The following is a 22,900-nucleotide window of genomic DNA, read 5'->3' as shown; positions in this document are numbered from 1 at the left end:
TGGACCACTTTGCCGAGTGGTCTTTTTATATGGCCTGATAACATGTAAGTTGCTGCTCTTCAATGAGATACTTTTTAACATTTGTTGCAAGTACCACATCTTTACCGAAGACAAAATATGAATCCCCTGAGTAGATCTCAATTCCGTAAAAGTCTTCTATTGGATGATTTTCTTCCGGCTTCACTCTTCTCACCTCCCTTCAAGTGATCCCAATCATACAGATGACTTATCCAGGTACTTCACAATTTCATTCAGCTTTTGAAGTTCCTCTTTACTACTGCAGGAATCAATTAAACTTTGAAGCTTTTGTTTAATTTCAGTTTGTTCTTCATGATCACGGTATGCTTTGATCACTAATCCTTTTTCGTCTGTGTAAAACTCCATTGGCTGACCAGTGTCCCATCCATTGATTCTTCTGATTTCTTTTGGAATGACAATACGTCCTAACTCGTCAATTTTTCTAACAACACCTAATGCTTTCATTTCACTTCATCCCCTTTAATTTATTCATGTGTGCAGCTGCTTTGATGGCCCATAACTTTTCTTCAAAGTTCATCTTGTTCCAAACACTTGACCTGATCTTCATCTTCTATCACCATCCTAAACTTTCTATGAGGTACGAATACGGCGTCTATTCTTGCTTCAGCATTTAACCTGACCCACTGACGATTGAATCCGTTATAAAATTCCACTGGCTGACCATCTTCGTAATACAGCTTAATCGCTTCTTCAGCAGTAATACGTTCGTGGTTCATGAATCAATACCATGTGCCATTCGGGCAATAGTGCCACCACTCGCCAGTGTCATAATGTACATTGAGACAATTTTCTTCTTCGTTTACTTCGACCTTCACAATGTGAGACAGATCGTAATTAACACGTTCTTTTAATCCCATTGAACTGTTGTGATTGGCATAAGTCATCTGCAATACAGAATATTGACGATCATCAAGATGTTCTGCTATTGGTATCTTTTTTGACATTTTCAAACTCTCCCTTCCGGTCCAATGTGAGATTTCATTCGATCAATCAGAGCCTTTTTATAATTGGTCAGCCTCATCATTCTTCTGAAATATTTTGGTGACTTGCGCCATGTCCGGCAATCTTCTACTTTGTTATGAAGCCACAATGCTTTCCTGCGTAAATTTAGTGTTCTTTCACGATAATTTTCCACACGATCACACTCCTGGAATCTTTCTAACTGTGCCAGTGTATCTGTGGACGAGTACCAGCATGTCATCCACTACTTTACTGACGAGCCAATTGTCACTATTGAGATTGCAAGCTTTGATCAACTTACGCTGTGCAACGGTTGGCTTTTTACCATGTTTCATTAATCCACCTCCAATTAATTTATTGAGCATTGGATAACGTTTAGATGTCATAGCGATATGTTCTGCTGCCATTGTCACTTTGTGGATGAAATCATCTGTCATGGGATCGCCTCTTATTCATATGGATATTGTTTGATCCGTTCCAACAGATACTCACTGACTTCTTTTGCAGGGAATACCCACTTCTTACCGACACGGTATTTTGGAAAGTCTTTTTCATATAAGAAGTGTTCTTTTAAAAAATTGACGCTCATACAAGTTTGTCGAAGCAGCTCATTCATATCCCAAAAAAGTGTTTGTCCTTCTAACTGGTCAAGCCGTTTACTTAATTCCTTTTTAAACTCAGATTCGATGTACTCTTGATTCAATTTCACTTCTACCAATTTATTCACCTCACCTACGATTTAATTGGTTGAATAGATAGGATCTTTTGAATGTGTTTAATATGTTCCTGAGCTTTTGGTCCGGTTTTACGGCCGTGAATTATATCCGATAGATAAGCATTTGAAATACCCAACATATCTGCTAATTGCTTCTGGCTCATTTTTCTTTTAAATAACTCTGATCGAACTTTCATTCCTAATTCTTCTGACATCATTGCACCTCAATTCATCGGTTTGACGTTGCTACCGTCGTGTATAAGCTATTAGTTATGACATACCGTCATTGGCTCGGTATCACAGCGCTTTTAAAATAAAAGCTAATTTATTAGCTAATTTCCCAAAAAGTATTGACCTATTTTAGACTTTAATATAGAATCAAGACATAGCTAAATAAGACTATAAAAAGCCTGATGAAACATACATTTAAACCGTTCCCCAACGTGTAATGTATTTTGTATAGGTCGTTATTTTTGTACTCATTTAGCTAATAGATTAGCTTATGAACATAGTTTATTAGACTTTAATGTAGATGTCAAACAATTTTCTACAAAAAAGTTTAAAATCGTTGTCATAAGCGACAAGGATGGTTGATATGACAGTATTTGATAGAGTAAAAAAATTAGCAGACGAACAGAAAATTTCAATCACTGAACTCGAAGAGCGTCTCGGTTTTGGCAAAAACTCACTCTATTCATGGAAAAAGAAAGTTCCTAATGCAGCAGGACTTCAGAAAATAGCAGATTACTTTAATGTGTCTACTGACTATTTGTTAGGTAGATCAGAAGTGAAAAGATTCGATGACGTTGATTTCGATGATGATGATTTATTTTTAATTCAAAGAGCTCGCAAAAAAATGTCAGATGAAGAAAAGAAAAGATTTATGCAGGTGATGAAATTGACATTCGTTAAAGCTTTTGAAGAGGACGATGACGATGAAGAGGATTTTTAAACCAAACTTTAAGAAAGCTGAGAATGCTGCTATCGAACTGCACTCGATAGCAAAAACTAAAGAATTACCCGTAAAAGTGCGCAAAATGGATAAGTTTTTCGATGATTTAACAATTAAGAAATATTCTTGGTATGCGAAAGAATGGGAAATGACTCTTGAAGAAGTCATTGAATACCTGGGGAGTGATGAAGGTTGCTGCTTTTATTTAAAGCAATTCGATAGCTATTTGATACTTTATAATGAAAATATTGATACAAATGAAAGAATCAGATGGACAATAGCTCATGAGTTGGGCCACTATATGTTAAAACATAATACTAAATCTAAACGAGCGATACTAGGTCGCGGAGGATTGTCAGATGAAGAATATGACATGTATGAGAAAGAAGCAAATTGTTTTGCAAGGAATCTTCTTGCACCGCCAGTTGCTGTTACAAATTTAAATGTTTTTTCAACAGATTCTCTTATTCATATATGTAAGATCAGCTTAGAAGCTGCTAATAATACATACAATTTTTATGACAATGGATTTAGAATGGGGAAAACATACAATACAACATCAAAAATTGGAAGACAATTTTCTGGATTCTTAAACAAAGTTAATAACAACAAACGTTGCGATAATTGTGAAATGAATTTTTCGATAAAGAATTCAAACTATTGCGTTGTGTGTGGAAGTGGAAACATTTCTCACAACTATTTAATTAAAGGAGAAGATGCAGACATGATATACCCAGGCTATGCTACAAACGGGAACCACAAACCTATCACATGCCCTCGTTGTGAAAATGAAGAAATTAATATTAATGGGAATTATTGCTCTACATGCGGATTTTATCTATTAAATACCTGCACAAACAACTTACATGATCAGTCATGTACTGATGATCCTATGCCAACAAATATTAGGTTTTGTCCTTATTGCGGTGCTCAATCAACCTATTACTACAACGGCTTACTTGTGAACTGGGAGCAAATAAAATTTCCAGAAAGAAATAAAGAAGATCCATTTGCTTCTAATAATACGCCAATTTATATTTCAGAAGATGAATTGCCATTTTAGAGATAAAGGAGGTAATTAGATGGCTAGCTTCAGACGGAGAGGTTGTACATGTACTGGAAAAAAACGTTGCACATGTGGTGCTAAATGGGAATACCGGTTACGTTATAAAGATCCCATTGAAAATAAATTCAGGGAAGCAACCGGTGGAGGTTTCACATCGAAAGCTGAGGCCATACTTGCAGCTGACAAAAGAAAAATTGAACTTGAAGAAGGATATGATCAGTCAGAGGATATGACACTTGAAGCCTACCTCCAGTACTGGCTGACTGAATATAAAAAAGACAGCGTGAGAAAGAATACGCTGATTACGCACCAGACAGGTATTAAAAAGAGAATCCTCCCCTACTTTAAAAATGTAATGCTGAGTAAAATCACACCGATGATGTATCAAAAGTTTTTAAATAGCTTACACGAGAATGAATACTCAAAACGTACGATTGAGATTACCCATTCCACCATGAACAATGCACTGGCCAAGGCTGAAATGATTGGAAAGATTAAAAAGAACCCATGCACGAATGCTGTGATTAAAGGTAAAACCAAAAAGCAGGAAATAGATTTCATTGATAGCGGAGATATATCGGAGTTTCTTACACAGGCTCATAAATACGGTTACATCTATTGGATCTTCTTTAAAACGCTAATTGAAACTGGCATGCGTAAAGGTGAAGCAGCTGCCCTCCAATGGACTGACATAGATCTAAAAGCTGGCACGATCAATATCAATAAAACCCTTGATTTCGATGCTAAGCCTGATGAAGAGTTATTCGGCGATCCAAAAACCTACAAGTCCAGTAGAGTGGTTACGATTCGGAAAAGTTTAATTAATGACCTTCACTTCCATATGAAATGGCAGAACCAAAATAAACTCGCCTTAAAAGAATTGTACCGTCATGATATTAACCTGGTGTTCTGCAGAAATGACGGAGACATTATGCCAAAGAGCAGCTTGTTCAATGCATTTGAAAGAATACTGAAGCGTTCAGAACTTCCTAAACTGCGCATACATTCCCTGCGTCACACACACGTTGTTTTACAAATGGAAGCCGGTGCGAGCATGAAATATATCCAGGAACGTTTAGGACATGACAGCGAGCAAATAACAAGTCAGGTGTACGCCCACATCAGTAAACGAATTGAAACAGAATCGATGGACCGTTTTGAAGCATACGCTAAAGACATCCTCGATTAATTTTTTACTGTATCATGTGGGCAAATTGTGGGCAACGTCATTATGTATCTTTTCAAATGCATTAATGCCCACAAAAAGAAAAACCCCAAAGCCTTGTGGCTCGAGGGTCAAAACTCTTAATACATTTCTAAATACTGTTCTCTCTCCCATGGGTGAACCTGTGTGCGGAACATATCCCACTCTATTTCTTTTGCCTCTACAAAGTGTTCGAAGATGTGTTCACCGAGGCCGTCAATAATAACCTGGTCATTCTTCAACTCTTCAAGTGCTGCAAAAAGTGTGCCAGGAAGATCTTTGATTCCTGCTGCTTCACGTTCCTGCTTATCCATTACATAAATGTTTCGGTCAATCGATTCTGGTGGAGTCATGTTGTTCTTAATACCATCCAGACCTGCTTTAAGCATTACTGCCATAGCAAGGTATGGGTTAGCAGATGGATCAACAGAACGAACTTCAACTCGCGTACTCATTCCACGTGATGCCGGAATACGTACCAGAGGACTGCGGTTTCTTGCAGACCATGCAATATAACAAGGCGCTTCATAGCCTGGTACAAGACGCTTATAAGAGTTTACAGTCGGATTTGTAACTGCTGTAAAGCCTGAAGCATGATTTAGAATGCCGGCCATAAACTGCTTCATTGTTTCACTTAGCTGTTTATCAGCATTTTCATCAAAGAATGAGTTTTTACCTTCTGTAAACAGTGACATGTTAAAGTGCATACCTGATCCGTTAACACCGAATAATGGTTTAGGCATGAATGTTGCATGAAGACCGTGCTTTCTCGCAATTGTTTTAACTACAAGCTTAAACGTTTGAATATCGTCACATGCAGATACTGCATCAGCATATTTAAAATCAATTTCATGCTGTCCCGGAGCAACTTCATGGTGAGACGCTTCAATTTCAAAGCCCATTTTTTCAAGCTCAATTACGATATCACGTCGGCAGTTTTCTCCAAGATCTGTAGGTGCAAGGTCAAAATAACCACCCTTATCATTCAGTTCAAGCGTAGGCTCTCCATTAACATCGAGTTTGAACAGGAAGAATTCCGGCTCAGGCCCTAAGTTGAAATCAGTAAATCCTAACTCTTCCATTTCAGTCAGTACACGCTTTAAGTTGTTTCGTGGATCTCCATCGAATGGAGTACCATCCGGATTGTAAATGTCACAGATCAAACGGGCGACCTTACCATCTCCTCCAGCTGTCCAAGGGAAAACAACCCAAGTGTCAAGATCCGGGAACAAATACATATCTGATTCTTCAATACGAACGAAACCTTCAATAGAAGAACCATCGAACATCATTTTGTTATCTAGTGCTTTTTCTAACTGGCTTACAGGAATTTCAACGTTCTTAATTGTACCAAGAATGTCTGTAAACTGAAGTCTGATGAAATTCACATTCTGTTTCTTAGCCATTTTCATAATATCTTCTCTTGAATACGTGCTCATTAATAACTCCTCCTGTTGTATGTAATTATTTAACGGAAAAACCTGGATAGGTCTCCCGCTCTTAAATTGGTTTTGCTGTACTTACCATTACCCATCATTTCCTGTTTTAACAGTTTTCTAAGGTCGTTTTCTGATAAGTCAGGCTTTTTAGCAGGTCGATCTGAATTGGCTTCTGTGCCATCCCCCAGGATCCGCTTAATTCCAGCCATATTCACACCTTGCTCGAGAAGGTCTTTAATCTCAAGTAATTTGTCAATATCATTTAATGAAAAGAGGCGGCGATTACCTTCCGTTCTGGCCGGAGCAATTAAACCGTGCTCTTCATAGTAGCGAATCTGACGGGCGGTTAAATCGGCCAGCTGCATGACTGTTCCTATAGGAAAAAGAGGCATGCTGCGTCTAATATCACTGCCCATCATATAACCCCTTTCTTGCCTGTCGACAATTTAACTATATATCATGTTAAATTTTCTGTCAACTACATGTTAGGTTTTATAACATGAATTTGTCTTGACTATTATTTTCTTCCCTTTTTACAACGATTTATGCATATTTTCTAAAATTAAATTATTTTTATTCAATTTAATACATTGGCTATGTTAAAGTCAGCTAAAGTTTTCCGCATCGGTATGCCTGTGGTGAGACCCCTCAGATTCCTTCTGCCGAAATCACCCATTTCCGATTCCAGTGATGATGCTCTAACATCGGTAATATAAAAAAACGGAACACATCAAGTCCCGTTTAGATTTTTTCATAAATTATTATTCATTTTTTTCAATGCTCCAGTAATTGCTATTTTGACATGCTCATAAGTCAGTCCGCCTTGTATATAGGCGGCGAACGGCGGTCTTAAAGGGCCATCAGCAGACAGTTCTATACTTGAACCCTGCACAAAAGTTCCTGCAGCCATAATCACATCATCCTCATAACCGGGCATGTAATCAGGATGCGGAGTGAAATTTGCATTAATAGGAGAAAACTCCTGCACACCCTGACAAAAAGCAATCATCTTAGCCCGATCATGAAATTCAACTGCCTGAATTAAATCCGTTCTGTATTCATCCCACGACGGAGTGGTTTTCATTCCTGCTTCTTCTAATAATGCAGAGGTAAAAACCGCACCTTTTAATGCTTGGCTGACGACGTGCGGAGCAAGAAAGAATCCCTGATACATCTCCTGCAGTGAATATAAACTGGCACCTGCTTCCGCACCAATTCCTGGAGAAGTCATACGAAAAGCACAAAGGTCAATTAAGTCCTGTCTACCTGCCAGGTATCCACCTGTTTTAGCAAGCCCTCCACCCGGGTTTTTTATGAGAGAACCCGCAATTAAATCGGCACCTGCTTCAATTGGTTCTTCTGATTCAACAAATTCCCCATAACAATTATCAACAAAAATGATGACATTCGGATAAATCGATTTGATTTCAGCAATGATTTTCTTTATTTTATTTATTGTAAAAGACGGTCTCACAGCATAACCTTTCGAACGTTGAATACCTACAACTTTTGTTTTATCAGACATGTTTGCCAGAACAGAATCAATGTCAATATCATCATTCAGGAGATCTGTCTGTTTGTAGTGAATGCCAAAGTCTTTCAATGAACCATTATTAGTGCCTCTTATCCCGATAATTTCTTCAAGCGTATCATACGGTTTTCCGGTTATATAATGTAATTCATCTCCAGGTCTCAAAGTGCCGAACAAAGCAATATTAATCGCGTGTGTACCAGAAATGATCTGAGGCCGGACTAAAGCAGCATCAGCTTTGAACGTGTCAGCATAAACCGCTTCGAGTGCATCTCTGCCGTGATCATCATAACCATATCCTGTGGTAGGGTTGAAATGACTGTCGCTAATTTTATTTTTTTTAAAAGCATTCAGTACTTTTAACTGATTAAATTCAGCAGTGCCTTCGATTTCCCTATGACGCCATGCTATTTTATTTTCTATTTTTTTATTTAAAGTATTCATTTCTTCAGTATCGTACGAATTTATACTCATTTATATTTCTCCTGAATTATATTTTCCCGGCAAGCGGATGATCTGCGCTGATATATCCTTCAGCAATATAACTTTCATTCTCTTCAACAAATTCCAGCTTTGTTAACATGCTCTCGTTTTTTAATTGAGCCAGTACTTTTCCATCATCTGAAGAGATCATCATGCTGTAGGGTTTTAACAAATGTTTAACTTCTTTCTCAATCTCTGACAGTACTTTTTTATCTTCTTTTTTCACTGCACTCATTAAAACGAATGGATCGGTGCGATCAGCAACAAAATCTTCAGTCAATAAATCTTCTTTATTATAAACCGTCATTCTTGGAATTTGATCCATGTCGAGATCACTCAACAATTTTTTAACTGTCTTTTCGTGTTCTGCGTGATTAGGATGTGAAGAGTCCACAATGTGCAGCAAAAAATCGGCTTCTTTTACTTCTTCAAGTGTGGATCTGAAAGATGCTATTAATGAAGTTGGCAAATCTTTTATAAATCCTACAGTGTCAGTAATAATCGTCTCAAAACCACTTGGAAGCACACACTTTCTTGAAAGTGGATCCAAAGTAGCGAAAAGCTTATTCTCTTCATGTGTATCTGCGTTGGCAAGCAAATTAAAAAGCGTTGATTTACCAGCGTTTGTGTACCCAATTAACGCGATTTGAAAAGCCTGATTCTGTTTACGTCTTTCTCTGTAAATTGCACGATGCCTGACAACTTGTTCGAGCCTTTTTTTAATCTCTCTTATTTCTCTTCTGATATGACGGCGGTCTGTTTCCAGTTTCGTTTCACCCGGTCCTCTTGTACCGATGCCTCCTCCAAGTCTTGAGAGTTCAACCCCCTGTCCCCCGAGTCTTGGGAGCATGTACTCAAGTTGAGCGAGCTGCACTTGCAGCTTTCCTTCTTTTGATCGTGCTCGCTGCGCAAAAATATCAAGAATCAGTTGAGTCCGATCGATCACCCGCGCTTCAAGCACTTCAGATAAGTTTCTATTTTGACTTGGCGATAATTCACTGTTGAAAATAATCAGGTCCGGTTCAAATTCTTCAACAGCTGTCGAAAGTTCTTCCAGTTTTCCTTTCCCGATATACGTTGCAGGATGTACTTTATCCATATTTTGAATGACTTCTAAAACCGGCTGTGCGCCGGCAGTTTCAGATAGTGCGTTCAGTTCACTCATCGATTCATTAAAATCCTGAACTGCCTTATCAGTGTTCACTCCGACTAAAATCGCTTTTTCCATTTTGATATCCAATCGCATCACTGCTTTCTACTGTAATTTTTATCAAAAAGATTTGAATGTTGAAGATTGAATTGCGTTCGATTCATGATACAATCATCTTTGGTTCAATTCAAGGGGAAGGCAGGATGATGATCGTTGACCTGGGAAGTACTAAGTATGATTGGCACAATTGCTTTCGCAATATCCGGCGCGATTATCGCAATGGAGGAAGAGTATGACATATTAGGAGTCTATATATTAGGTATCGTGACCGCTTTTGGCGGTGGCGCGATCAGAAACTTGTTAATCGGTGTTCCTGTCTCTGCTCTATGGGAACAGGGGATGTTTTTTCAAATCGCACTGTTGTCGATTACAGCCGTTTTTTTATTTCCTCATAATTTATTAAAACACTGGAAGCGTTGGGGCAATATATTTGATGCAATGGGGCTCGCAGCATTTGCGATCCAGGGAGCAATCTACGCAGTTGAAATGAATCATCCATTAAGTGCTGTAATTGTTGCAGCAGTTCTCACAGGCAGTGGCGGCGGTATTATACGTGATCTGCTCGCCGGAAGAAAACCACTCGTACTAAGATCAGAAATTTATGCTGTATGGGCCATTCTGGCAGGCGCTGCTGTAGGGCTAGGAATCGCGTCAGAACCATGGCATTTATATATCTTATTTATATTAACCACTACACTTCGCATATTATCTTATATCTATAAGTGGAGACTGCCGTTTAAGTCTATCCATCCGGCATAACCGGAAGCAGGATATCTTCAGATGTCCTGCTTTTCTTTTTTGAATTCCTCAACCCCCTTTATTACATCTTCCTCTGAAATCAGTATGCAATCTTTTTTTGTTAGGGATTCAACTTTTAATAGACGAACGGCTTGAGCTCTGATTATAAATTCAATAATATTTCGCACAAACCTCCCGTTTCCATTAATTCCGTCCATTTCCCTCATAATCGTTAACAGGCGATTGTTAGCATTCTTAGAGAGCTGGTATTCTTTATCCCTGAACATATTAATCGCAATTTTATTCAATTCTTTTAATTGATAATCCGGAAAGTATAAAATATGTGAAAAGCGGCTTCTCAAACCGGTGTTCATTCTAAGAAATCCATTCATCTCACGTTTGTATCCCGCCAATACACAAATGAATCTGCCATTCATATCTTCCATATGCTTCACCAGTGTATCAATTGCTTCTCTGCCAAAGTCTTTATCTCCACCCCTGGATAATGAGTAAGCTTCATCTATAAAAAGAATACCACCTTCGGCTTTTTTAATGAGCTCTCTCGTTTTAAGTGCGGTATGTCCAATATATTCTCCAACAAGATCAGCTCTTTCAGCTTCAATCAGCTGTCCTTTTTCGAGGATCTTTAATTCTTTTAATAAATTTGCCATTACTCGTGCGGCGGTTGTTTTGCCGGTCCCTGGATTTCCGTAAAACAACATGTGATGCGATTGCCGCTCAGTCTTCAGTCCAAATTCTTCACGTTTGCGATTTATCACTGACCAGGCAGCGATCGACTTCAACGTGTCTTTTATATGATCTAAACCTACGAAATTTTCAAATGCATCCTCAACCTTCATCCACTCTTCACTTTCAATCCGATGAGATGAATGCTTCTGGCTAATGATATATTTAACCTGACCGTTCATAATTCACCCCTTAGGAATGTCCATATGGGATTATATGAATACATGCAGAGTAAATGAATCATTGCTTACTCACCCGTAATAAATGAAAAAAGCGCGCCATTTGGCGCACTTTTATTCAGCTTCAGTTTGGATTGATACATTTTTTGATGGAACAAATGTTGAAATGGCATGCTTATAGACCAATTGTTGTTTTCCTTCGGATTCAAGCATGACCGTAAAACTGTCAAATGCCTTAATTTGTCCGCGGATTTGAAATCCATTAAGCAGAAATACAGTCACAAAAGTACTTTCTTTTCTTAATTGATTTAAAACCTGATCCTGAATATTAACAGCTTGCTTCATCTGAGCGCCTCCTAAAATTGACTGTCTCTATACTTTCGCCTTCTGTTACTAAATTCCTGCATGATAATCGATTATTTCCTTAATCTTTTTTTCTCTGTTTTCAGTCATGTTAAACCAATTAAAGGTCATTTTGTTGCGAAACCACGTTAATTGCCTCTTAGCATAGCGTCTTGAATTCTGCTTAATCTGATCTTGAGTCTGTTCAAATGTGAGCTTACCATCAAAATAGTCGTAAAATTCTTTATAACCAATCGCCTGAACAGAAGTTACACTGCGAATGCCGGCATCATAAAGTTTTCTGACTTCTCCTTCCAGACCTGCTTCAATCATGAGATCAACTCTTTTATTAATTCTTTGATAAAGCAGATCGCGATCCATATCCAGGCCAATTAACGTATGATCATAAATTGATTCAGCCTTTTGTGAAGCTTTCAGCTCTGCCGGGGTCATACCGGTCGTTTCAATGATTTCAAGTGCTCTGATCACCCGTCTAATGTTATTTGGATGAATAGCAGATGCTGAATCACTGTCTAACTCAGCCAGCCTTTTATGCAAATCAATTTCCTGATTTTCATTTTCTGCTTCCAGCTTAGCCCTGACCGATTCATCTTTTCCTTTTTCAGAAAAATGATAATCGTATAATACTGATTGAATGTAAAGTCCAGTTCCTCCTGTCAGCACAGGAATTGCTCCACGCGTATGAACTTCATCAATCTTTACTCTGACTGCATGTTGATATTCTGCTGCAGAAAATGTTTGATCAGGTTCTTTTATATCAAACAAATGATGAGGTATGCCATGCATTTCTTCAGGTGTAATCTTTGCAGTACCTATATCAAGACCTTTATACACCTGCATTGCATCCCCATTAATGACTTCCCCGTTTATTCTTTTTGATAACAGGATACTCAGTTCAGTTTTACCAACAGCTGTAGGTCCTGCTATTACAACGACTTTTTTTTTCATTTTACCCCTGCCTGTTTTTTTACATTTAACCAATACAACAAATCATCAATTACGCTGTTTGCATTTATTTCATTTAACATTTCGTGACGCCCATTTTCGTATAAATAAACATCGACTGATTGAATGCCTGCGTTTGTATACAGTTGAGCAGATTTAAATACACCTTTTCCAAAGTCTCCAACCGGATCATTTTTACCACTCAAAAATAAGATTGGCAGTTCTTTTCTTATTTGGTTGATTTCTTTTTTGTTGTAGATCATGTCTATACCTTTAAATAACACTTTATAAAATCTGTTTGTTGAAACAAATCCACACTTAGGGTCATCTATATATTGTTTTACAGCTGCTTCATTGGACGATAACCAGTCAAATGGTGTATTTGAATCGGGAAATGAATTGTTATAACTCCCAAAAGATAGTTTGTTCAACAATTCTGCTTTGCCTTTTGGCTGATAAGCACTTAGGACTGAAGCCAGTATCGTTGCCGGAACACCCAATAATCCAAGAGGACCGTTTGTGCCTGATAGCACAACGCCTTCATAAGCATCTGAATATAGTTGAATGACCCTTCTTGCGATAAATGACCCCATGCTGTGACCAAATAAATAAACAGGCAACTCATTACTTAAACATTGGTCACGAACTTCGATTACATCATCGGCCAACCTGGTAAAGTCAGTGTGAGTTCCATAGTCACCAAATTCACCGGTTAATGCTGCTGTTTCTCCATGACCTCTGCAATCGTGACCAATCACATGATAGCCATTCTGGTTTAATACAGATGCAATGTCTTCGTAACGGCCAATATGCTCTGCCATCCCATGACAGAGCTGTATTGCGCCTTTAATAAAATTTTGTTCAGATGTCCAAAAAACTGTATACAATTCCTTGCCGTCTGTTGTTCTGGTGTAAAATGACTCTTTCATTTAACCACCTCAGATATTCTTTATTTAACCGGTGCAACTGCATCACGAAGTTCTTTTTCAAGCTCTACCTGATATGTCTGATAAGTTGATTCATCCCAGCCTAACAGGTTTTGCATTAATTTTAACACAACTTCCTTCTGCAGGTGCACAGCATTTATATCAAAGAATAAACGTCCTGTTCTTCTGATGAAGAAGTCGACCGGCTTTACAGTCATTTCCTCCTGAATCGCATAAACGACTTCTGCGTAAAGCGATGGTGTCATCGGATACTCAAGCTGCATTCCTTTTGCAGCATGTGCAAGAGTATACAATTTGTCAGTATTAGAGCCGTAAAATGCAGCAATCTTTCTACCTTCAGATTCAGTCAGACCATATTGAACTGCTTCTTTCGCTTTTTGGTCGACAAACTGATCGTAGTTCGCTGACCCGCCAAACTCAGCTCCAGATAGAGGCATATGAACAGTTTTACATTTTGAAAACGATTTTTTTACTTCTTTTTTCAAGCGTTCAGAAGCCAGATCTACTACATGTTCAGCCATTTTACGATATCCCGTCAGTTTACCGCCGGCAATTGTAATCAAGCCACTGTCGTGTTCCCACACTTCATCTTTACGGGAGATTTCAGATGGGTCTTTCCCTTTTTCGAAAATTAACGGACGAACACCGGCCCAGCTTGATTCCACTTGTTCTTCAGTTACATGTACTTCCGGGAACATATAATTGATGGCATCTAAAAGATACTGTTGATCTTCAAGCGTCATTTTTGGATTAGCCGTATCTTTTTCATTCCCATAAAATGTATCAGTGGTCCCTATATAGGCTTTTCCATCTCTCGGGATCGCAAACATCATTCTTCCGTCAGGTGTGTCGAAATAAAGCGCCTGATTTAAAGGGAATACTGACTGATCAAGGACAATGTGAACACCCTTTGTCAGCTGAAGCTCTTTGTCATTTGTTGAGTAGTCTTTGTTTCTGACAATATCAACCCAGGGTCCTGAAGCATTAATCACTTTTCTACCCATTATTGTCTGTGTTGATCCATCCAGCTGATCTTTAACCTCAACACCTGAAACTTTCTTTTGGTCGTATGTGAAACGTTCAGCTTTCACATAGTTAATGAAATCCGCACCGTTTTCAACTGCTTTTTTAATAATCTCCAATGTAAGTCTAGCATCATCTGTACGGTATTCTACATAATACCCTGCACCTTTTAGACCCTCTTTTTTAACCAGAGGTTCTTTTTCAGATGCCTCGGCAGGACTTAGCATTTTTCTGCGTTCATGTTTTTTAACACCTGCCAAATAATCGTATACCCTCAGACCCACAGAAGTAGAAAACTTACCGAAAGTACCGCCTTTATGAATCGGCAGCATCATCCATTCAGGTGACGTTACGTGAGGGGCATTTTCAAATACGATTGCTCTCTCTTTACCAACCTCCGCTACAAGCTTTACTTCAAATTGCTTTAAATAGCGGAGTCCGCCGTGAACCAGTTTGGTCGAACGGCTTGATGTGCCTCCTGCAAAGTCCTGCATCTCAATAACAGCAACTTTCATGCCCCGTGTGACAGCATCAAGTGCGATGCCCGCTCCGGTGATTCCTCCCCCGATTATGACGAGGTCATAGACTTCTTCTGACATCTTTTTAAGTTTTTCTGATCTGCTTACACTTGAAAAGTTCATTTTGTATCCTCCTATTATTCCTTATTAACTCAGGGTTTTAATTCCAATACCTTTGCATTAGTAATATTTGTAAGAAGTAAAAAAAGAGAGACTGAATCCATATATGAAATGTCTCATAATGAATCCAGGCCTCTCTGCTCTCTACCCCATGTATTAACTTGACTCTACTATATCATATTTAGAGGTTTATTTAAAAGCTTGAGCTGCCTTTACTGCTTTTTGCCAACCTTTATAAAGCTGATCACTGTTTTCAGTATCCATCGCAGGATCAAACTCTTTATCAGTTTTCCACATTTCTGCGATTTCTTCTTTACTTTCCCAGAATCCAACCGCGAGACCCGCAAGATACGCAGCTCCAAGTGCAGTTGTCTCACTTACAACAGGACGTTCAACCGGTACATTCAAAAGATCACTTTGAAATTGCATCAGGAAGTCATTCTGAACTGCCCCACCGTCAACACGCAGCTTCTTCAGCTTAATTCCTGAATCTTTTTCCATTGCATCCAGAACATCTTTTGTCTGATAAGCAAGACTTTCCAATACTGCACGGACAAAATGTTCTTTTGAAGTACCACGGGTTAAGCCGAATACAGAACCTCTGACATCGCTGTCCCAGTATGGTGTTCCAAGACCAACGAACGCAGGCACAACATAAACGCCATCCGTAGAATCAACCCTCTTGGCATAGTCTTCACTTGCAGCTGCAGTTTTTAACATTCTCAAGCCGTCGCGCAGCCACTGAATCGCACTTCCAGCAACAAATATACTTCCCTCGAGTGCATACTCAACTTTACCGTCAATTCCCCACGCAAGCGTTGTCAGCAGACCGCTGTCTGATTTTACAGATTTTTCACCTGTGTTCATCAGCATAAAGCAACCTGTACCATACGTATTTTTCGCCATTCCTTCTTTGTAGCAGGCTTGACCGAACATAGCAGCCTGCTGGTCACCGGCAGCACCAGCAATCGGAATTTGTTTTCCAAAGAAATGATGCGGTGCGGTTTTTCCGTAAATTTCTGACGACGCTTTAACTTCCGGAAGCATCGATTCGGGTACAGTTAAATGTTCAAGTAATTCTTTGTCCCATTCAAGATCATATATGTTATACATTAATGTTCTTGATGCATTTGAATAATCAGTAACATGAGCTTCGCCGCCAGTTAACTTCCAGATCAGCCAGGTGTCAATCGTACCGAATAACAGATCACCTTTTTCAGCTTTTTCTCTAGCACCATCCACATTGTCCAGTATCCATTTCACCTTTGTTCCTGAGAAATAAGCATCGATCAGGAGGCCGGTTTTATCTCTGAAAGTATCATTCAGACCTTTTTCTTTCAACTCATTACAAATATCAGCTGTTTGTCGTGATTGCCAGACAATTGCATTATATACAGGTATGCCGGTATGTTTATCCCAAACTACAGCTGTTTCACGCTGATTCGTGATTCCAATGCCTTCAATCTGATCCGGTTTCACTTCTGCCTCTGATAACAATGATGCAATAACTGATAAGATAGAGCCCCAGATTTCATTTGCATTATGTTCGACCCAGCCCGGCTTAGGGAAAATCTGTTCAAATTCTTTTTGTGCTATTTTTACAATTTCACCTTTTTTGTTAAACAGAATTGCCCTTGAACTTGTTGTACCCTGGTCTAACGATAAAATAAATTTCTCCATTATGATCTCCTCCTTATTGAATTAAAGATGTTTTCTTTTTATCAACTAAGTGTGCAGCAAACAGACAAAGAAGAACGACTGCCGCCATAATCCAAAACATTATATGAAGTTCTCCGGAGAATATATATCTGTAAAACAATCCTCCAAATGAACCGCCAAGCACTGGTCCGAGTATCGGTATCCAACTGTATCCCCAGTTAGAATTACCCTTCCCGCTGATCGGTAAAACAAAATGAGCAATTCTCGGTCCAAGGTCACGCGCCGGGTTAATGGCATAACCTGTTGTTCCACCTAACGAAAACCCGATTGCCACAATGAGCATACCTACAATGAACGGGTTCAACCCTTCAGTGAAATCATTTGCGCCAATGAATAAAATACCCAGCACCAAAATAAATGTACCGATAATTTCACTTAATAGATTTGAGAAGTTGTGTGGAATAGCCGGACCGGTTGAAAACACGCCGAGCTTAGCTCCCTGATCTTCAGTCACTTTCCAATGTGGAAGAAAATGCAACCAGACAAGTACTGCACCAATGAACGCACCAATAATCTGGGCCACTATGTAGCCAGGTACTTTCAGCCACTCAAAATCTCCATTAAATGCAAGACCAAGTGTTACTGCAGGATTCAAATGCGCCCCACTGAATTGCCCTACTGCATAAACACCCATTGCCACACCAAGTCCCCAGCCAAATGCGATTGCAACCCAGCCGGCACCTTCAGCCAACGACTTCTTGAGACTCACATTTGCCACAACGCCGCCACCAAATAAGATCAGAATTGCTGTTCCGATTACTTCCGCGATGTACTCATTCATTCCTGATCTTCCTCCTTATTCCCGGAAAATAAAAAGACCCACAGAATCCTCCCTGTATTTAGCGTAGGATCTGTGAGTCTCTTAGTCTCTTCACGGGTTATTAACTTGGTTCATATAATATCAGCTCTTGAAAACGCTGTCAAATCATTTCCCGAAATACATCCACAGAGAATGAGAAGAAGTTGTAATCGCACTCGCTCCAGCTTCTATAGCAGCAGACACTTCCTCATGATGATCGATCAGACCCCCGGCAATAATCGGCTTTCCGGTTTCCAATTTCATTCGTTCTATCATTTTCGGCACAACACCCGGAAGCAGTTCTATATAATCTGGGTCAGACTGTTTAATTAATTCCACACTTCTCTTAAATGCATTTGAATCAATTACAAAAGTACGTTGTATGGCCTTAACATTCAGTTCCCTGGCTCGTTTCACAACATTTTTTCTTGTCGATATAATGCCATACGGTTTAATGGTCTGGCATATATATTCAGCTGCATGTTCATCATTGGATAAACCCTGTATTAAATCCATGTGCAAAAACATCTTTTTGTTTTTACTGTTTGCATATTCAAAAACACTTTTCAGCATGCCAATATGAAGATCGAGAAAAATGCCATATTCAAAAGAATATTTAAGCATTTTATCAAAGTCTTTCATCGAATGAACAGCCGGAAGTATTTTTTGGTCTCCGAATTCCATAAGACACCTTCTCATAATTATTTTTACATCACTCTTTTAAACATTTTTTCCATATCATAAGATGAAAAGTGAATAATTACAGGCCTTCCATGAGGACAAGTAAATGGATCCACACATCCAGACAGCTGACTGACTAAGTGTTCCATGTCTGCTTTTTGCAGATAGTGATTCGCCTTTATAGACCTTTTGCAACTCATAAGGATCGCTGCTTCTTCTCTCAGCTTATAAATATCCACTCTCTTATCTGAGAGGATTTGCTCAATCATTTCTTCGATGATTTCACTTTCCTCACCTTCGGGAAACCACACAGGGTGTGCTCTGACGATTAAACTGTTAGAGCCAAATTCTTCAGCAAACACACCAGCATCCTCGAGAAGTGACAAGTTATCTTTCACTTTAATATACTGATCACCAGAAAAATCAAAAGTTAGCGGGACAAGCAATTCCTGCGTTTCTTTATTTTCCTGAGCAAGCTTTTCACGGAAATATTCGTATTTGATTCTCTCCTGTGCCGCATGCTGGTCAATCATATAAAGCCCCTCTTCACCCTGACCAATAATATAAGTGCCATGTGCCTGTCCGATCACCGAAATATCCGGAATACGTTTTTTGGGCGGCTGGGGTTTAATCAAATCTGCTTCGTAATTTTTTTCCTTTTGTTCATACGTACGATCAGCTTGCCGGTCTGGCTCTTCAAACATCTGCGAGATCTGCTCTTCAGGAACCGGACTTTCAAATTCAGTTTCCTTAGGCGTCAACTCTTGTTCTTTTGCTGTACCCCAATTAAATGTTGTCTGCTCAGAATATTTTTTTGGTTCTTTCTTTTCCGTCACACCACTTGGAATGAGTATTTCTTCACGAAAAGCTTTTTTCAGCGTTTCCGCTATTACGTGCTGTAATTCTTTTTCTTTACTGAATCTTACTTCCTGTTTCGAGGGATGAACATTCACGTCTACAAGAAGCGGATCCATTTCAACGGATAAAAGAATAACCGGAAACCTGCCTATAGGCAACAAGGTCTGATAACCTTCAAGCACCGCTTTCGTAATCCCGTAATTTTTAATATACCTGCCATTGACAAGAACTGAAATATAACTCTTGGAAGCTCGGGTAACCTCAGGAAGCGCAGCCCAGCCCGAAACGGTAAAGTCCAGTGAATCCCCTTGAAACTGAATCATTTTTTTCACCGTCTGAATACCATAAATAGCGGATAACACCTGCCTTACATCACCCTGACCATTTGTGTGAAGCAGCGTTCTGCCATTATGAATCAGTCTGATTGATATTTCAGAATGTGATAAGGCCAGTCTGTTCACAATATCAGTGATGTTACCGAGCTCTGTATTGATTGTTTTCATATATTTCAATCTTGCAGGCGTATTAAAAAACAATTCTTCCACTTTGATGTCCGTGCCTTTTCTCGCTGACGCTGCTTCCTGTTTGAGCAGCTTACCGCCGTGTATGACAGCTTTTGCCCCCTGATCGCCGGTTGAAGATACAATTTCCACTTTGGCAACTGAGGCAATACTTGGAAGCGCCTCTCCTCTGAACCCCAAAGTTTTAATTCTGAAAAGGTCATGTTCATTTTTAATTTTACTCGTTGCATGTCTTGAAAAAGCCCTTAGCAAATCTTCTTCTAAAATTCCCTCACCATTGTCTTTTATCCTGATACTTGATAAGCCTGCTTCAATCAACTCGATTTCAATAATAGTTGAATGGGCATCAATGGCATTTTCCATCAGCTCTTTTACAACTGATGCCGGCCGTTCTACAACTTCTCCGGCTGCAATTTTATTAGCTAAAAATTCATCAAGCTGTTGTATATTCCCCATCGGCAGCCCCTCCCCGGTTTATGATTTTGCTACCAGCTTTCCAGCTTTTTTCTGCAGCTTGTAAAGTTCATTCATCGCTTCCATTGGTGTCATCTCAAGTACATTCATTTTCTGAATTTCTTTTATTACTTTATTTTCAGCTTGATTATTTTTCACAGGCAGATCAAAAAGAGTCATTTGACCTTCTTCTGATAACTCTTTCGTTTGACTGCTTTTCTCAGCTTCAAATTCCAAAAGTAATTCATTTGCACGACTAATCAGTGATGCAGGGAGGTCAGCGAGTTCAGCAACATGGATCCCATAACTTTTATCAGCCGGTCCTTCTTTCACTTTATGCAGAAAAATCACTCTGCCATCCTGCTCTGCGGCTGCTACATGAATATTCTTCATCCGTTCAAGTTTGGAAGACAGATCTACAAGCTCGTGATAATGAGTCGAGAAGAGTGTTTTAGCATTAATTGAATCATGTACGTATTCAATGATCGCCTGAGCAAGTGACATCCCATCGTACGTCGACGTGCCTCGGCCAATCTCATCAAATAAAATTAAACTGTTTTCAGTCGCATGCTCCAGTGCATGCTTTGCTTCAAGCATCTCTACCATAAACGTACTTTGCCCGCTTACAAGATCATCCGCAGCTCCGATTCTCGTGAAGATCCGATCAAATACTGGCAGTTCAGCACGATCAGCAGGTACAAAACATCCCATCTGAGCCATCACTGAAATGAGTGCTACCTGACGCATATAGGTGCTTTTCCCTGACATATTAGGCCCTGTAATCAATAACATCGAACGGCTTTCATCCATCGTGCATGAATTTGGTACATACTCATTTAAGTTCATTACTTTTTCAATGACCGGGTGTCGCCCTTCTTCGATATTTAACGTCTGATTTTCAGAAAATACCGGTTTAACATAATGTCTTTTTTCACTTACATAGGCGAAGGCCTGAAGGACATCCACCTCACTGATTTCCTTAGCGAGACGCTGAATCCGCGGAATTTCTTTCTTAACACGTTCTCTGATAACTTGAAAAATTTGATTTTCAAGTTCTACAGACTTTTCTTCAGCTTCTAAAATCAGCGTTTCTTTTTCTTTCAGTTCAGGCGTAATAAAGCGTTCAGCATTCGAGAGCGTTTGACGCCTTTCGTAGCGTTCATCATTTAATCCGGATAGATTGGATTTTGTCACCTCGATATAATAGCCAAATATTCTGTTATAGCCGATTTTTAGCGATTTAATGCCTGTGATGGATTTTTCTTTTTGTTCAAGTTCGGCAATCCATTTTTTCCCGTTTCTACTTGCATCTTTATACTGATCAAGTTCTTCTGAATAACCATCTTTAATAAAGTTGCCGTCTTTAATTATCATAGGGGCCTGGTCATCAATTGAATTGTCGAGCAATTCAGCGATATCACTGCATGCATCCATAGAATCAGCTCTGCTTCTCAGCTCTTCATCAGGTATTTCGTTTAATTTTTCTTTGATAAATGGAACCTGTTGCAAAGATTTTTTTAATTGCACAAGATCTCGCGGATTAACCGAACCAAAAGCCACTCTCCCTGCGAGACGTTCCAGGTCATATACATTTTGAAGAAGTTCTCTTAAAGACTCTCTTTCAAAAAAGTGATTTTTTAAACTCTCAACCAGATTCAGACGCTCATTAATTGAATGCTTGTTAATCAGCGGCCGCTCCACCCAATGTTTGAGCTGTCTGCTTCCCATCGCTGTTACAGTTTCATCAAGCAGCCAGACGAGTGAACCTTTTTTTGAACCACTTCTGGTATTTTCAGTTAATTCTAGATTCCTTTTAGAATTCGGATCAATTTGCAGGTAGGCGTTCACTTCGTACTGTTCTGTTTTCTGAAGATGTTCTAAAGCTCTTTTTTGAGTATCTGCAGTGTAATGCAAAAGCAGACTAATACCCTTTTTCACTTCATCGTCTTCAAGTTCACTTAACAATCCCTTATCAAAGGAAAGCGTTTCAGTGTCTACTTTTGAAAAAGCACTCATCCCTCTATCTTGAAACTTTTTGATTAACGCTTCATTGACTGAGGATGGCAAAATAATTTCTTTCGCTTTAATCATTGTAATTTCCTGAAGCATCAAATCTTCGCTGCCTACGACCGCAGCCTTAGACTCACCTGTCGATAAATCAAGATAGGCTACACTGTATCTGTCCCCAGAAAGTTGAACAGCAGCTCCCAAAAAATGATTTTCTCTTTCATTTAATGCATTCACAGCAGTACCTGGTGTAATCATTTGAACAATTTCTCTTCTTACAACCCCTTTTGCATGCTTAGGGTCTTCAGTCTGTTCACACAAGGCAACCTTAAATCCTCTTTCAACTAATTTTTCTATGTAAGAAGCTGCAGAGTGATAAGGAACACCACACATCGGAATTTTATCTTCTGTACCGCCTCCCCGGGCAGTTAATGTAATTTCGAGTTCCTTCGAAGCCTTCAGGGCATCTTCAAAAAACATTTCATAAAAGTCTCCAAGCCTGAAAAACAGAAAAGCATCAGGAACTTCTGCTTTAATTCTTAAATACTGTTGCATCATAGGTGTGTATTTCGTCAAGATTTCTCTCCCCGTTCATTAACTTTTTATATGGGGAAAGTATAGCACAAATGCAGTCTGCTCACTTATAAATACAACTGCAATGAAACTTCTTACACCGCTGAAGT

General features: G+C 39.2%; 26 protein-coding genes. 4 read left to right on the top strand and 22 right to left on the bottom strand.

What is annotated here, in order from left to right:
- Positions 1-25 precede the first annotated feature (25 nt).
- The 8 genes from E2626_RS03390 to E2626_RS03355 form a co-directional block, all read right to left on the bottom strand.
- Positions 26-184: a YqaI family protein gene (locus tag E2626_RS03390; protein ID WP_244094232.1), complete on the bottom strand. Its 159-nt coding sequence runs from the start codon at positions 182-184 to the stop codon at positions 26-28.
- Between the two features lie 29 nt (positions 185-213).
- Positions 214-483: an AbrB/MazE/SpoVT family DNA-binding domain-containing protein gene (locus E2626_RS03385; protein ID WP_134379682.1), complete on the bottom strand. Its 270-nt coding sequence runs from the start codon at positions 481-483 to the stop codon at positions 214-216.
- A gap of 62 nt (positions 484-545) precedes the next feature.
- Positions 546-755: a hypothetical protein gene (locus E2626_RS03380; protein WP_134379680.1), complete on the bottom strand. Its 210-nt coding sequence runs from the start codon at positions 753-755 to the stop codon at positions 546-548.
- Positions 756-758: 3 nt separating this feature from the next.
- Complete coding sequence (locus E2626_RS03375; RefSeq protein WP_134379678.1) at positions 759-983, bottom strand: hypothetical protein; 225 nt, start codon at positions 981-983, stop codon at positions 759-761.
- A gap of 2 nt (positions 984-985) precedes the next feature.
- Positions 986-1,174 (bottom strand): hypothetical protein, encoded by a 189-nt coding sequence (locus E2626_RS03370; protein WP_134379676.1) that lies wholly within the window; start codon positions 1,172-1,174, stop codon positions 986-988.
- Between the two features lie 4 nt (positions 1,175-1,178).
- Positions 1,179-1,436: a DUF6906 family protein gene (locus E2626_RS03365; protein WP_134379674.1), complete on the bottom strand. Its 258-nt coding sequence runs from the start codon at positions 1,434-1,436 to the stop codon at positions 1,179-1,181.
- 11 nt (positions 1,437-1,447) lie between these two features.
- Positions 1,448-1,708 carry a group-specific protein gene (locus tag E2626_RS03360; protein WP_244094245.1) on the bottom strand — a complete coding sequence of 87 codons (261 nt, stop codon included), beginning with the start codon at positions 1,706-1,708 and terminating at the stop codon, positions 1,448-1,450.
- 23 nt (positions 1,709-1,731) lie between these two features.
- The gene (locus E2626_RS03355) at positions 1,732-1,929 is read right to left on the bottom strand and encodes a helix-turn-helix domain-containing protein (RefSeq protein ID WP_134379672.1); all 198 of its coding nucleotides are present in this window, start codon (positions 1,927-1,929) and stop codon (positions 1,732-1,734) included.
- A 380-nt stretch (positions 1,930-2,309) separates the two neighbouring features.
- Between E2626_RS03355 and E2626_RS03350 the strand changes: the two genes are divergently transcribed.
- From E2626_RS03350 to E2626_RS03340, 3 genes are read left to right on the top strand one after another with little or no spacing between them, the layout of a single operon-like run.
- Entirely contained in the window at positions 2,310-2,666 is a 357-nt protein-coding gene (locus E2626_RS03350; protein ID WP_134379670.1) for a helix-turn-helix domain-containing protein, read from the top strand.
- Entirely contained in the window at positions 2,650-3,729 is a 1,080-nt protein-coding gene (locus E2626_RS03345; RefSeq protein WP_166786720.1) for an ImmA/IrrE family metallo-endopeptidase, read from the top strand. The genes E2626_RS03350 and E2626_RS03345 overlap by 17 nt, the downstream gene beginning before the upstream one ends.
- A 19-nt stretch (positions 3,730-3,748) precedes the next feature.
- On the top strand, positions 3,749-4,921 hold the full coding sequence (locus tag E2626_RS03340) for a tyrosine-type recombinase/integrase (RefSeq protein ID WP_134379666.1): 1,173 nt from the start codon (positions 3,749-3,751) through the stop codon (positions 4,919-4,921).
- 116 nt (positions 4,922-5,037) lie between these two features.
- Here E2626_RS03340 and glnA read toward each other — a convergent pair whose 3' ends face one another.
- The 4 genes from glnA to hflX all read right to left on the bottom strand — a co-directional run bounded on the left by glnA (position 5,038) and on the right by hflX (position 9,635).
- The gene (gene glnA, locus E2626_RS03335; protein ID WP_134379664.1) at positions 5,038-6,375 is read right to left on the bottom strand and encodes a type I glutamate--ammonia ligase; all 1,338 of its coding nucleotides are present in this window, start codon (positions 6,373-6,375) and stop codon (positions 5,038-5,040) included.
- Between the two features lie 29 nt (positions 6,376-6,404).
- Entirely contained in the window at positions 6,405-6,791 is a 387-nt protein-coding gene (locus tag E2626_RS03330) for a MerR family transcriptional regulator (RefSeq protein WP_134379662.1), read from the bottom strand.
- 335 nt (positions 6,792-7,126) lie between these two features.
- Positions 7,127-8,380 carry a methionine gamma-lyase family protein gene (locus tag E2626_RS03325; protein WP_134379660.1) on the bottom strand — a complete coding sequence of 418 codons (1,254 nt, stop codon included), beginning with the start codon at positions 8,378-8,380 and terminating at the stop codon, positions 7,127-7,129.
- A 16-nt stretch (positions 8,381-8,396) separates the two neighbouring features.
- Positions 8,397-9,635 (bottom strand): GTPase HflX, encoded by a 1,239-nt coding sequence (gene hflX / locus E2626_RS03320; protein WP_134379658.1) that lies wholly within the window; start codon positions 9,633-9,635, stop codon positions 8,397-8,399.
- Between the two features lie 117 nt (positions 9,636-9,752).
- Between hflX and E2626_RS03315 the strand changes: the two genes are divergently transcribed.
- Positions 9,753-10,358 carry a trimeric intracellular cation channel family protein gene (locus E2626_RS03315; protein WP_134379656.1) on the top strand — a complete coding sequence of 202 codons (606 nt, stop codon included), beginning with the start codon at positions 9,753-9,755 and terminating at the stop codon, positions 10,356-10,358.
- A gap of 17 nt (positions 10,359-10,375) precedes the next feature.
- Here E2626_RS03315 and E2626_RS03310 read toward each other — a convergent pair whose 3' ends face one another.
- The 10 genes from E2626_RS03310 to mutS form a co-directional block, all read right to left on the bottom strand.
- Entirely contained in the window at positions 10,376-11,266 is an 891-nt protein-coding gene (locus E2626_RS03310) for an AAA family ATPase (RefSeq protein ID WP_134379654.1), read from the bottom strand.
- A 111-nt stretch (positions 11,267-11,377) separates the two neighbouring features.
- Entirely contained in the window at positions 11,378-11,608 is a 231-nt protein-coding gene (gene hfq / locus E2626_RS03305; protein ID WP_134379652.1) for an RNA chaperone Hfq, read from the bottom strand.
- A 48-nt stretch (positions 11,609-11,656) separates the two neighbouring features.
- A complete protein-coding gene (gene miaA / locus E2626_RS03300; protein ID WP_134379650.1) occupies positions 11,657-12,574 on the bottom strand; it encodes a tRNA (adenosine(37)-N6)-dimethylallyltransferase MiaA in 918 nt (305 codons plus the stop codon).
- Positions 12,571-13,500: an alpha/beta fold hydrolase gene (locus E2626_RS03295; RefSeq protein ID WP_134379648.1), complete on the bottom strand. Its 930-nt coding sequence runs from the start codon at positions 13,498-13,500 to the stop codon at positions 12,571-12,573. Before E2626_RS03295 ends, miaA begins: the two co-directional genes overlap by 4 nt.
- Positions 13,501-13,520: 20 nt before the next feature.
- Positions 13,521-15,182, bottom strand: a complete 1,662-nt coding sequence (locus E2626_RS03290; protein ID WP_134379646.1) for a glycerol-3-phosphate dehydrogenase/oxidase — start codon at positions 15,180-15,182, stop codon at positions 13,521-13,523.
- A 186-nt stretch (positions 15,183-15,368) separates the two neighbouring features.
- On the bottom strand, positions 15,369-16,859 hold the full coding sequence (gene glpK / locus E2626_RS03285) for a glycerol kinase GlpK (RefSeq protein ID WP_134379644.1): 1,491 nt from the start codon (positions 16,857-16,859) through the stop codon (positions 15,369-15,371).
- A 13-nt stretch (positions 16,860-16,872) separates the two neighbouring features.
- Positions 16,873-17,679, bottom strand: a complete 807-nt coding sequence (locus E2626_RS03280; protein ID WP_134379642.1) for an MIP/aquaporin family protein — start codon at positions 17,677-17,679, stop codon at positions 16,873-16,875.
- A 144-nt stretch (positions 17,680-17,823) separates the two neighbouring features.
- A complete protein-coding gene (locus E2626_RS03275) occupies positions 17,824-18,381 on the bottom strand; it encodes a glycerol-3-phosphate responsive antiterminator (protein ID WP_134379640.1) in 558 nt (185 codons plus the stop codon).
- Positions 18,382-18,404: 23 nt separating this feature from the next.
- Positions 18,405-20,213 carry a DNA mismatch repair endonuclease MutL gene (mutL, locus tag E2626_RS03270; RefSeq protein ID WP_134379638.1) on the bottom strand — a complete coding sequence of 603 codons (1,809 nt, stop codon included), beginning with the start codon at positions 20,211-20,213 and terminating at the stop codon, positions 18,405-18,407.
- Between the two features lie 18 nt (positions 20,214-20,231).
- Positions 20,232-22,793 carry a DNA mismatch repair protein MutS gene (mutS, locus tag E2626_RS03265; protein ID WP_134379636.1) on the bottom strand — a complete coding sequence of 854 codons (2,562 nt, stop codon included), beginning with the start codon at positions 22,791-22,793 and terminating at the stop codon, positions 20,232-20,234.
- Positions 22,794-22,900: the final 107 nt, after the last annotated feature.

Origin of the sequence: Jeotgalibacillus salarius (genome assembly GCF_004405125.1) — a bacterium.
GTDB lineage: Bacteria > Bacillota > Bacilli > Bacillales > Jeotgalibacillaceae > Jeotgalibacillus > Jeotgalibacillus salarius.
This window is presented reverse-complemented; position numbering and strand designations above follow the sequence as displayed.

What these genes read in the sequence shown, in the direction of transcription:
- E2626_RS03290 (WP_134379646.1), bottom strand. Translation starts at nt 15,182, where the DNA reads ATGAACTTTTCAAGTGTAAGCAGATCAGAAAAACTTAAAAAGATGTCA.
- hflX (WP_134379658.1), bottom strand. Translation starts at nt 9,635, where the DNA reads ATGCGATTGGATATCAAAATGGAAAAAGCGATTTTAGTCGGAGTGAAC.
- E2626_RS03330 (WP_134379662.1), bottom strand. Translation starts at nt 6,791, where the DNA reads ATGGGCAGTGATATTAGACGCAGCATGCCTCTTTTTCCTATAGGAACA.
- E2626_RS03380 (WP_134379680.1), bottom strand. Translation starts at nt 755, where the DNA reads ATGAACCACGAACGTATTACTGCTGAAGAAGCGATTAAGCTGTATTAC.
- E2626_RS03275 (WP_134379640.1), bottom strand. Translation starts at nt 18,381, where the DNA reads ATGGAATTCGGAGACCAAAAAATACTTCCGGCTGTTCATTCGATGAAA.
- E2626_RS03340 (WP_134379666.1), top strand. Translation starts at nt 3,749, where the DNA reads ATGGCTAGCTTCAGACGGAGAGGTTGTACATGTACTGGAAAAAAACGT.
- E2626_RS03310 (WP_134379654.1), bottom strand. Translation starts at nt 11,266, where the DNA reads ATGAACGGTCAGGTTAAATATATCATTAGCCAGAAGCATTCATCTCAT.
- E2626_RS03365 (WP_134379674.1), bottom strand. Translation starts at nt 1,436, where the DNA reads ATGACAGATGATTTCATCCACAAAGTGACAATGGCAGCAGAACATATC.
- glpK (WP_134379644.1), bottom strand. Translation starts at nt 16,859, where the DNA reads ATGGAGAAATTTATTTTATCGTTAGACCAGGGTACAACAAGTTCAAGG.
- E2626_RS03355 (WP_134379672.1), bottom strand. Translation starts at nt 1,929, where the DNA reads ATGTCAGAAGAATTAGGAATGAAAGTTCGATCAGAGTTATTTAAAAGA.
- E2626_RS03375 (WP_134379678.1), bottom strand. Translation starts at nt 983, where the DNA reads ATGTCAAAAAAGATACCAATAGCAGAACATCTTGATGATCGTCAATAT.
- hfq (WP_134379652.1), bottom strand. Translation starts at nt 11,608, where the DNA reads ATGAAGCAAGCTGTTAATATTCAGGATCAGGTTTTAAATCAATTAAGA.
- mutL (WP_134379638.1), bottom strand. Translation starts at nt 20,213, where the DNA reads ATGGGGAATATACAACAGCTTGATGAATTTTTAGCTAATAAAATTGCA.
- E2626_RS03350 (WP_134379670.1), top strand. Translation starts at nt 2,310, where the DNA reads ATGACAGTATTTGATAGAGTAAAAAAATTAGCAGACGAACAGAAAATT.
- E2626_RS03345 (WP_166786720.1), top strand. Translation starts at nt 2,650, where the DNA reads ATGAAGAGGATTTTTAAACCAAACTTTAAGAAAGCTGAGAATGCTGCT.
- glnA (WP_134379664.1), bottom strand. Translation starts at nt 6,375, where the DNA reads ATGAGCACGTATTCAAGAGAAGATATTATGAAAATGGCTAAGAAACAG.
- E2626_RS03280 (WP_134379642.1), bottom strand. Translation starts at nt 17,679, where the DNA reads ATGAATGAGTACATCGCGGAAGTAATCGGAACAGCAATTCTGATCTTA.
- E2626_RS03295 (WP_134379648.1), bottom strand. Translation starts at nt 13,500, where the DNA reads ATGAAAGAGTCATTTTACACCAGAACAACAGACGGCAAGGAATTGTAT.
- miaA (WP_134379650.1), bottom strand. Translation starts at nt 12,574, where the DNA reads ATGAAAAAAAAAGTCGTTGTAATAGCAGGACCTACAGCTGTTGGTAAA.
- E2626_RS03325 (WP_134379660.1), bottom strand. Translation starts at nt 8,380, where the DNA reads ATGAGTATAAATTCGTACGATACTGAAGAAATGAATACTTTAAATAAA.
- E2626_RS03385 (WP_134379682.1), bottom strand. Translation starts at nt 483, where the DNA reads ATGAAAGCATTAGGTGTTGTTAGAAAAATTGACGAGTTAGGACGTATT.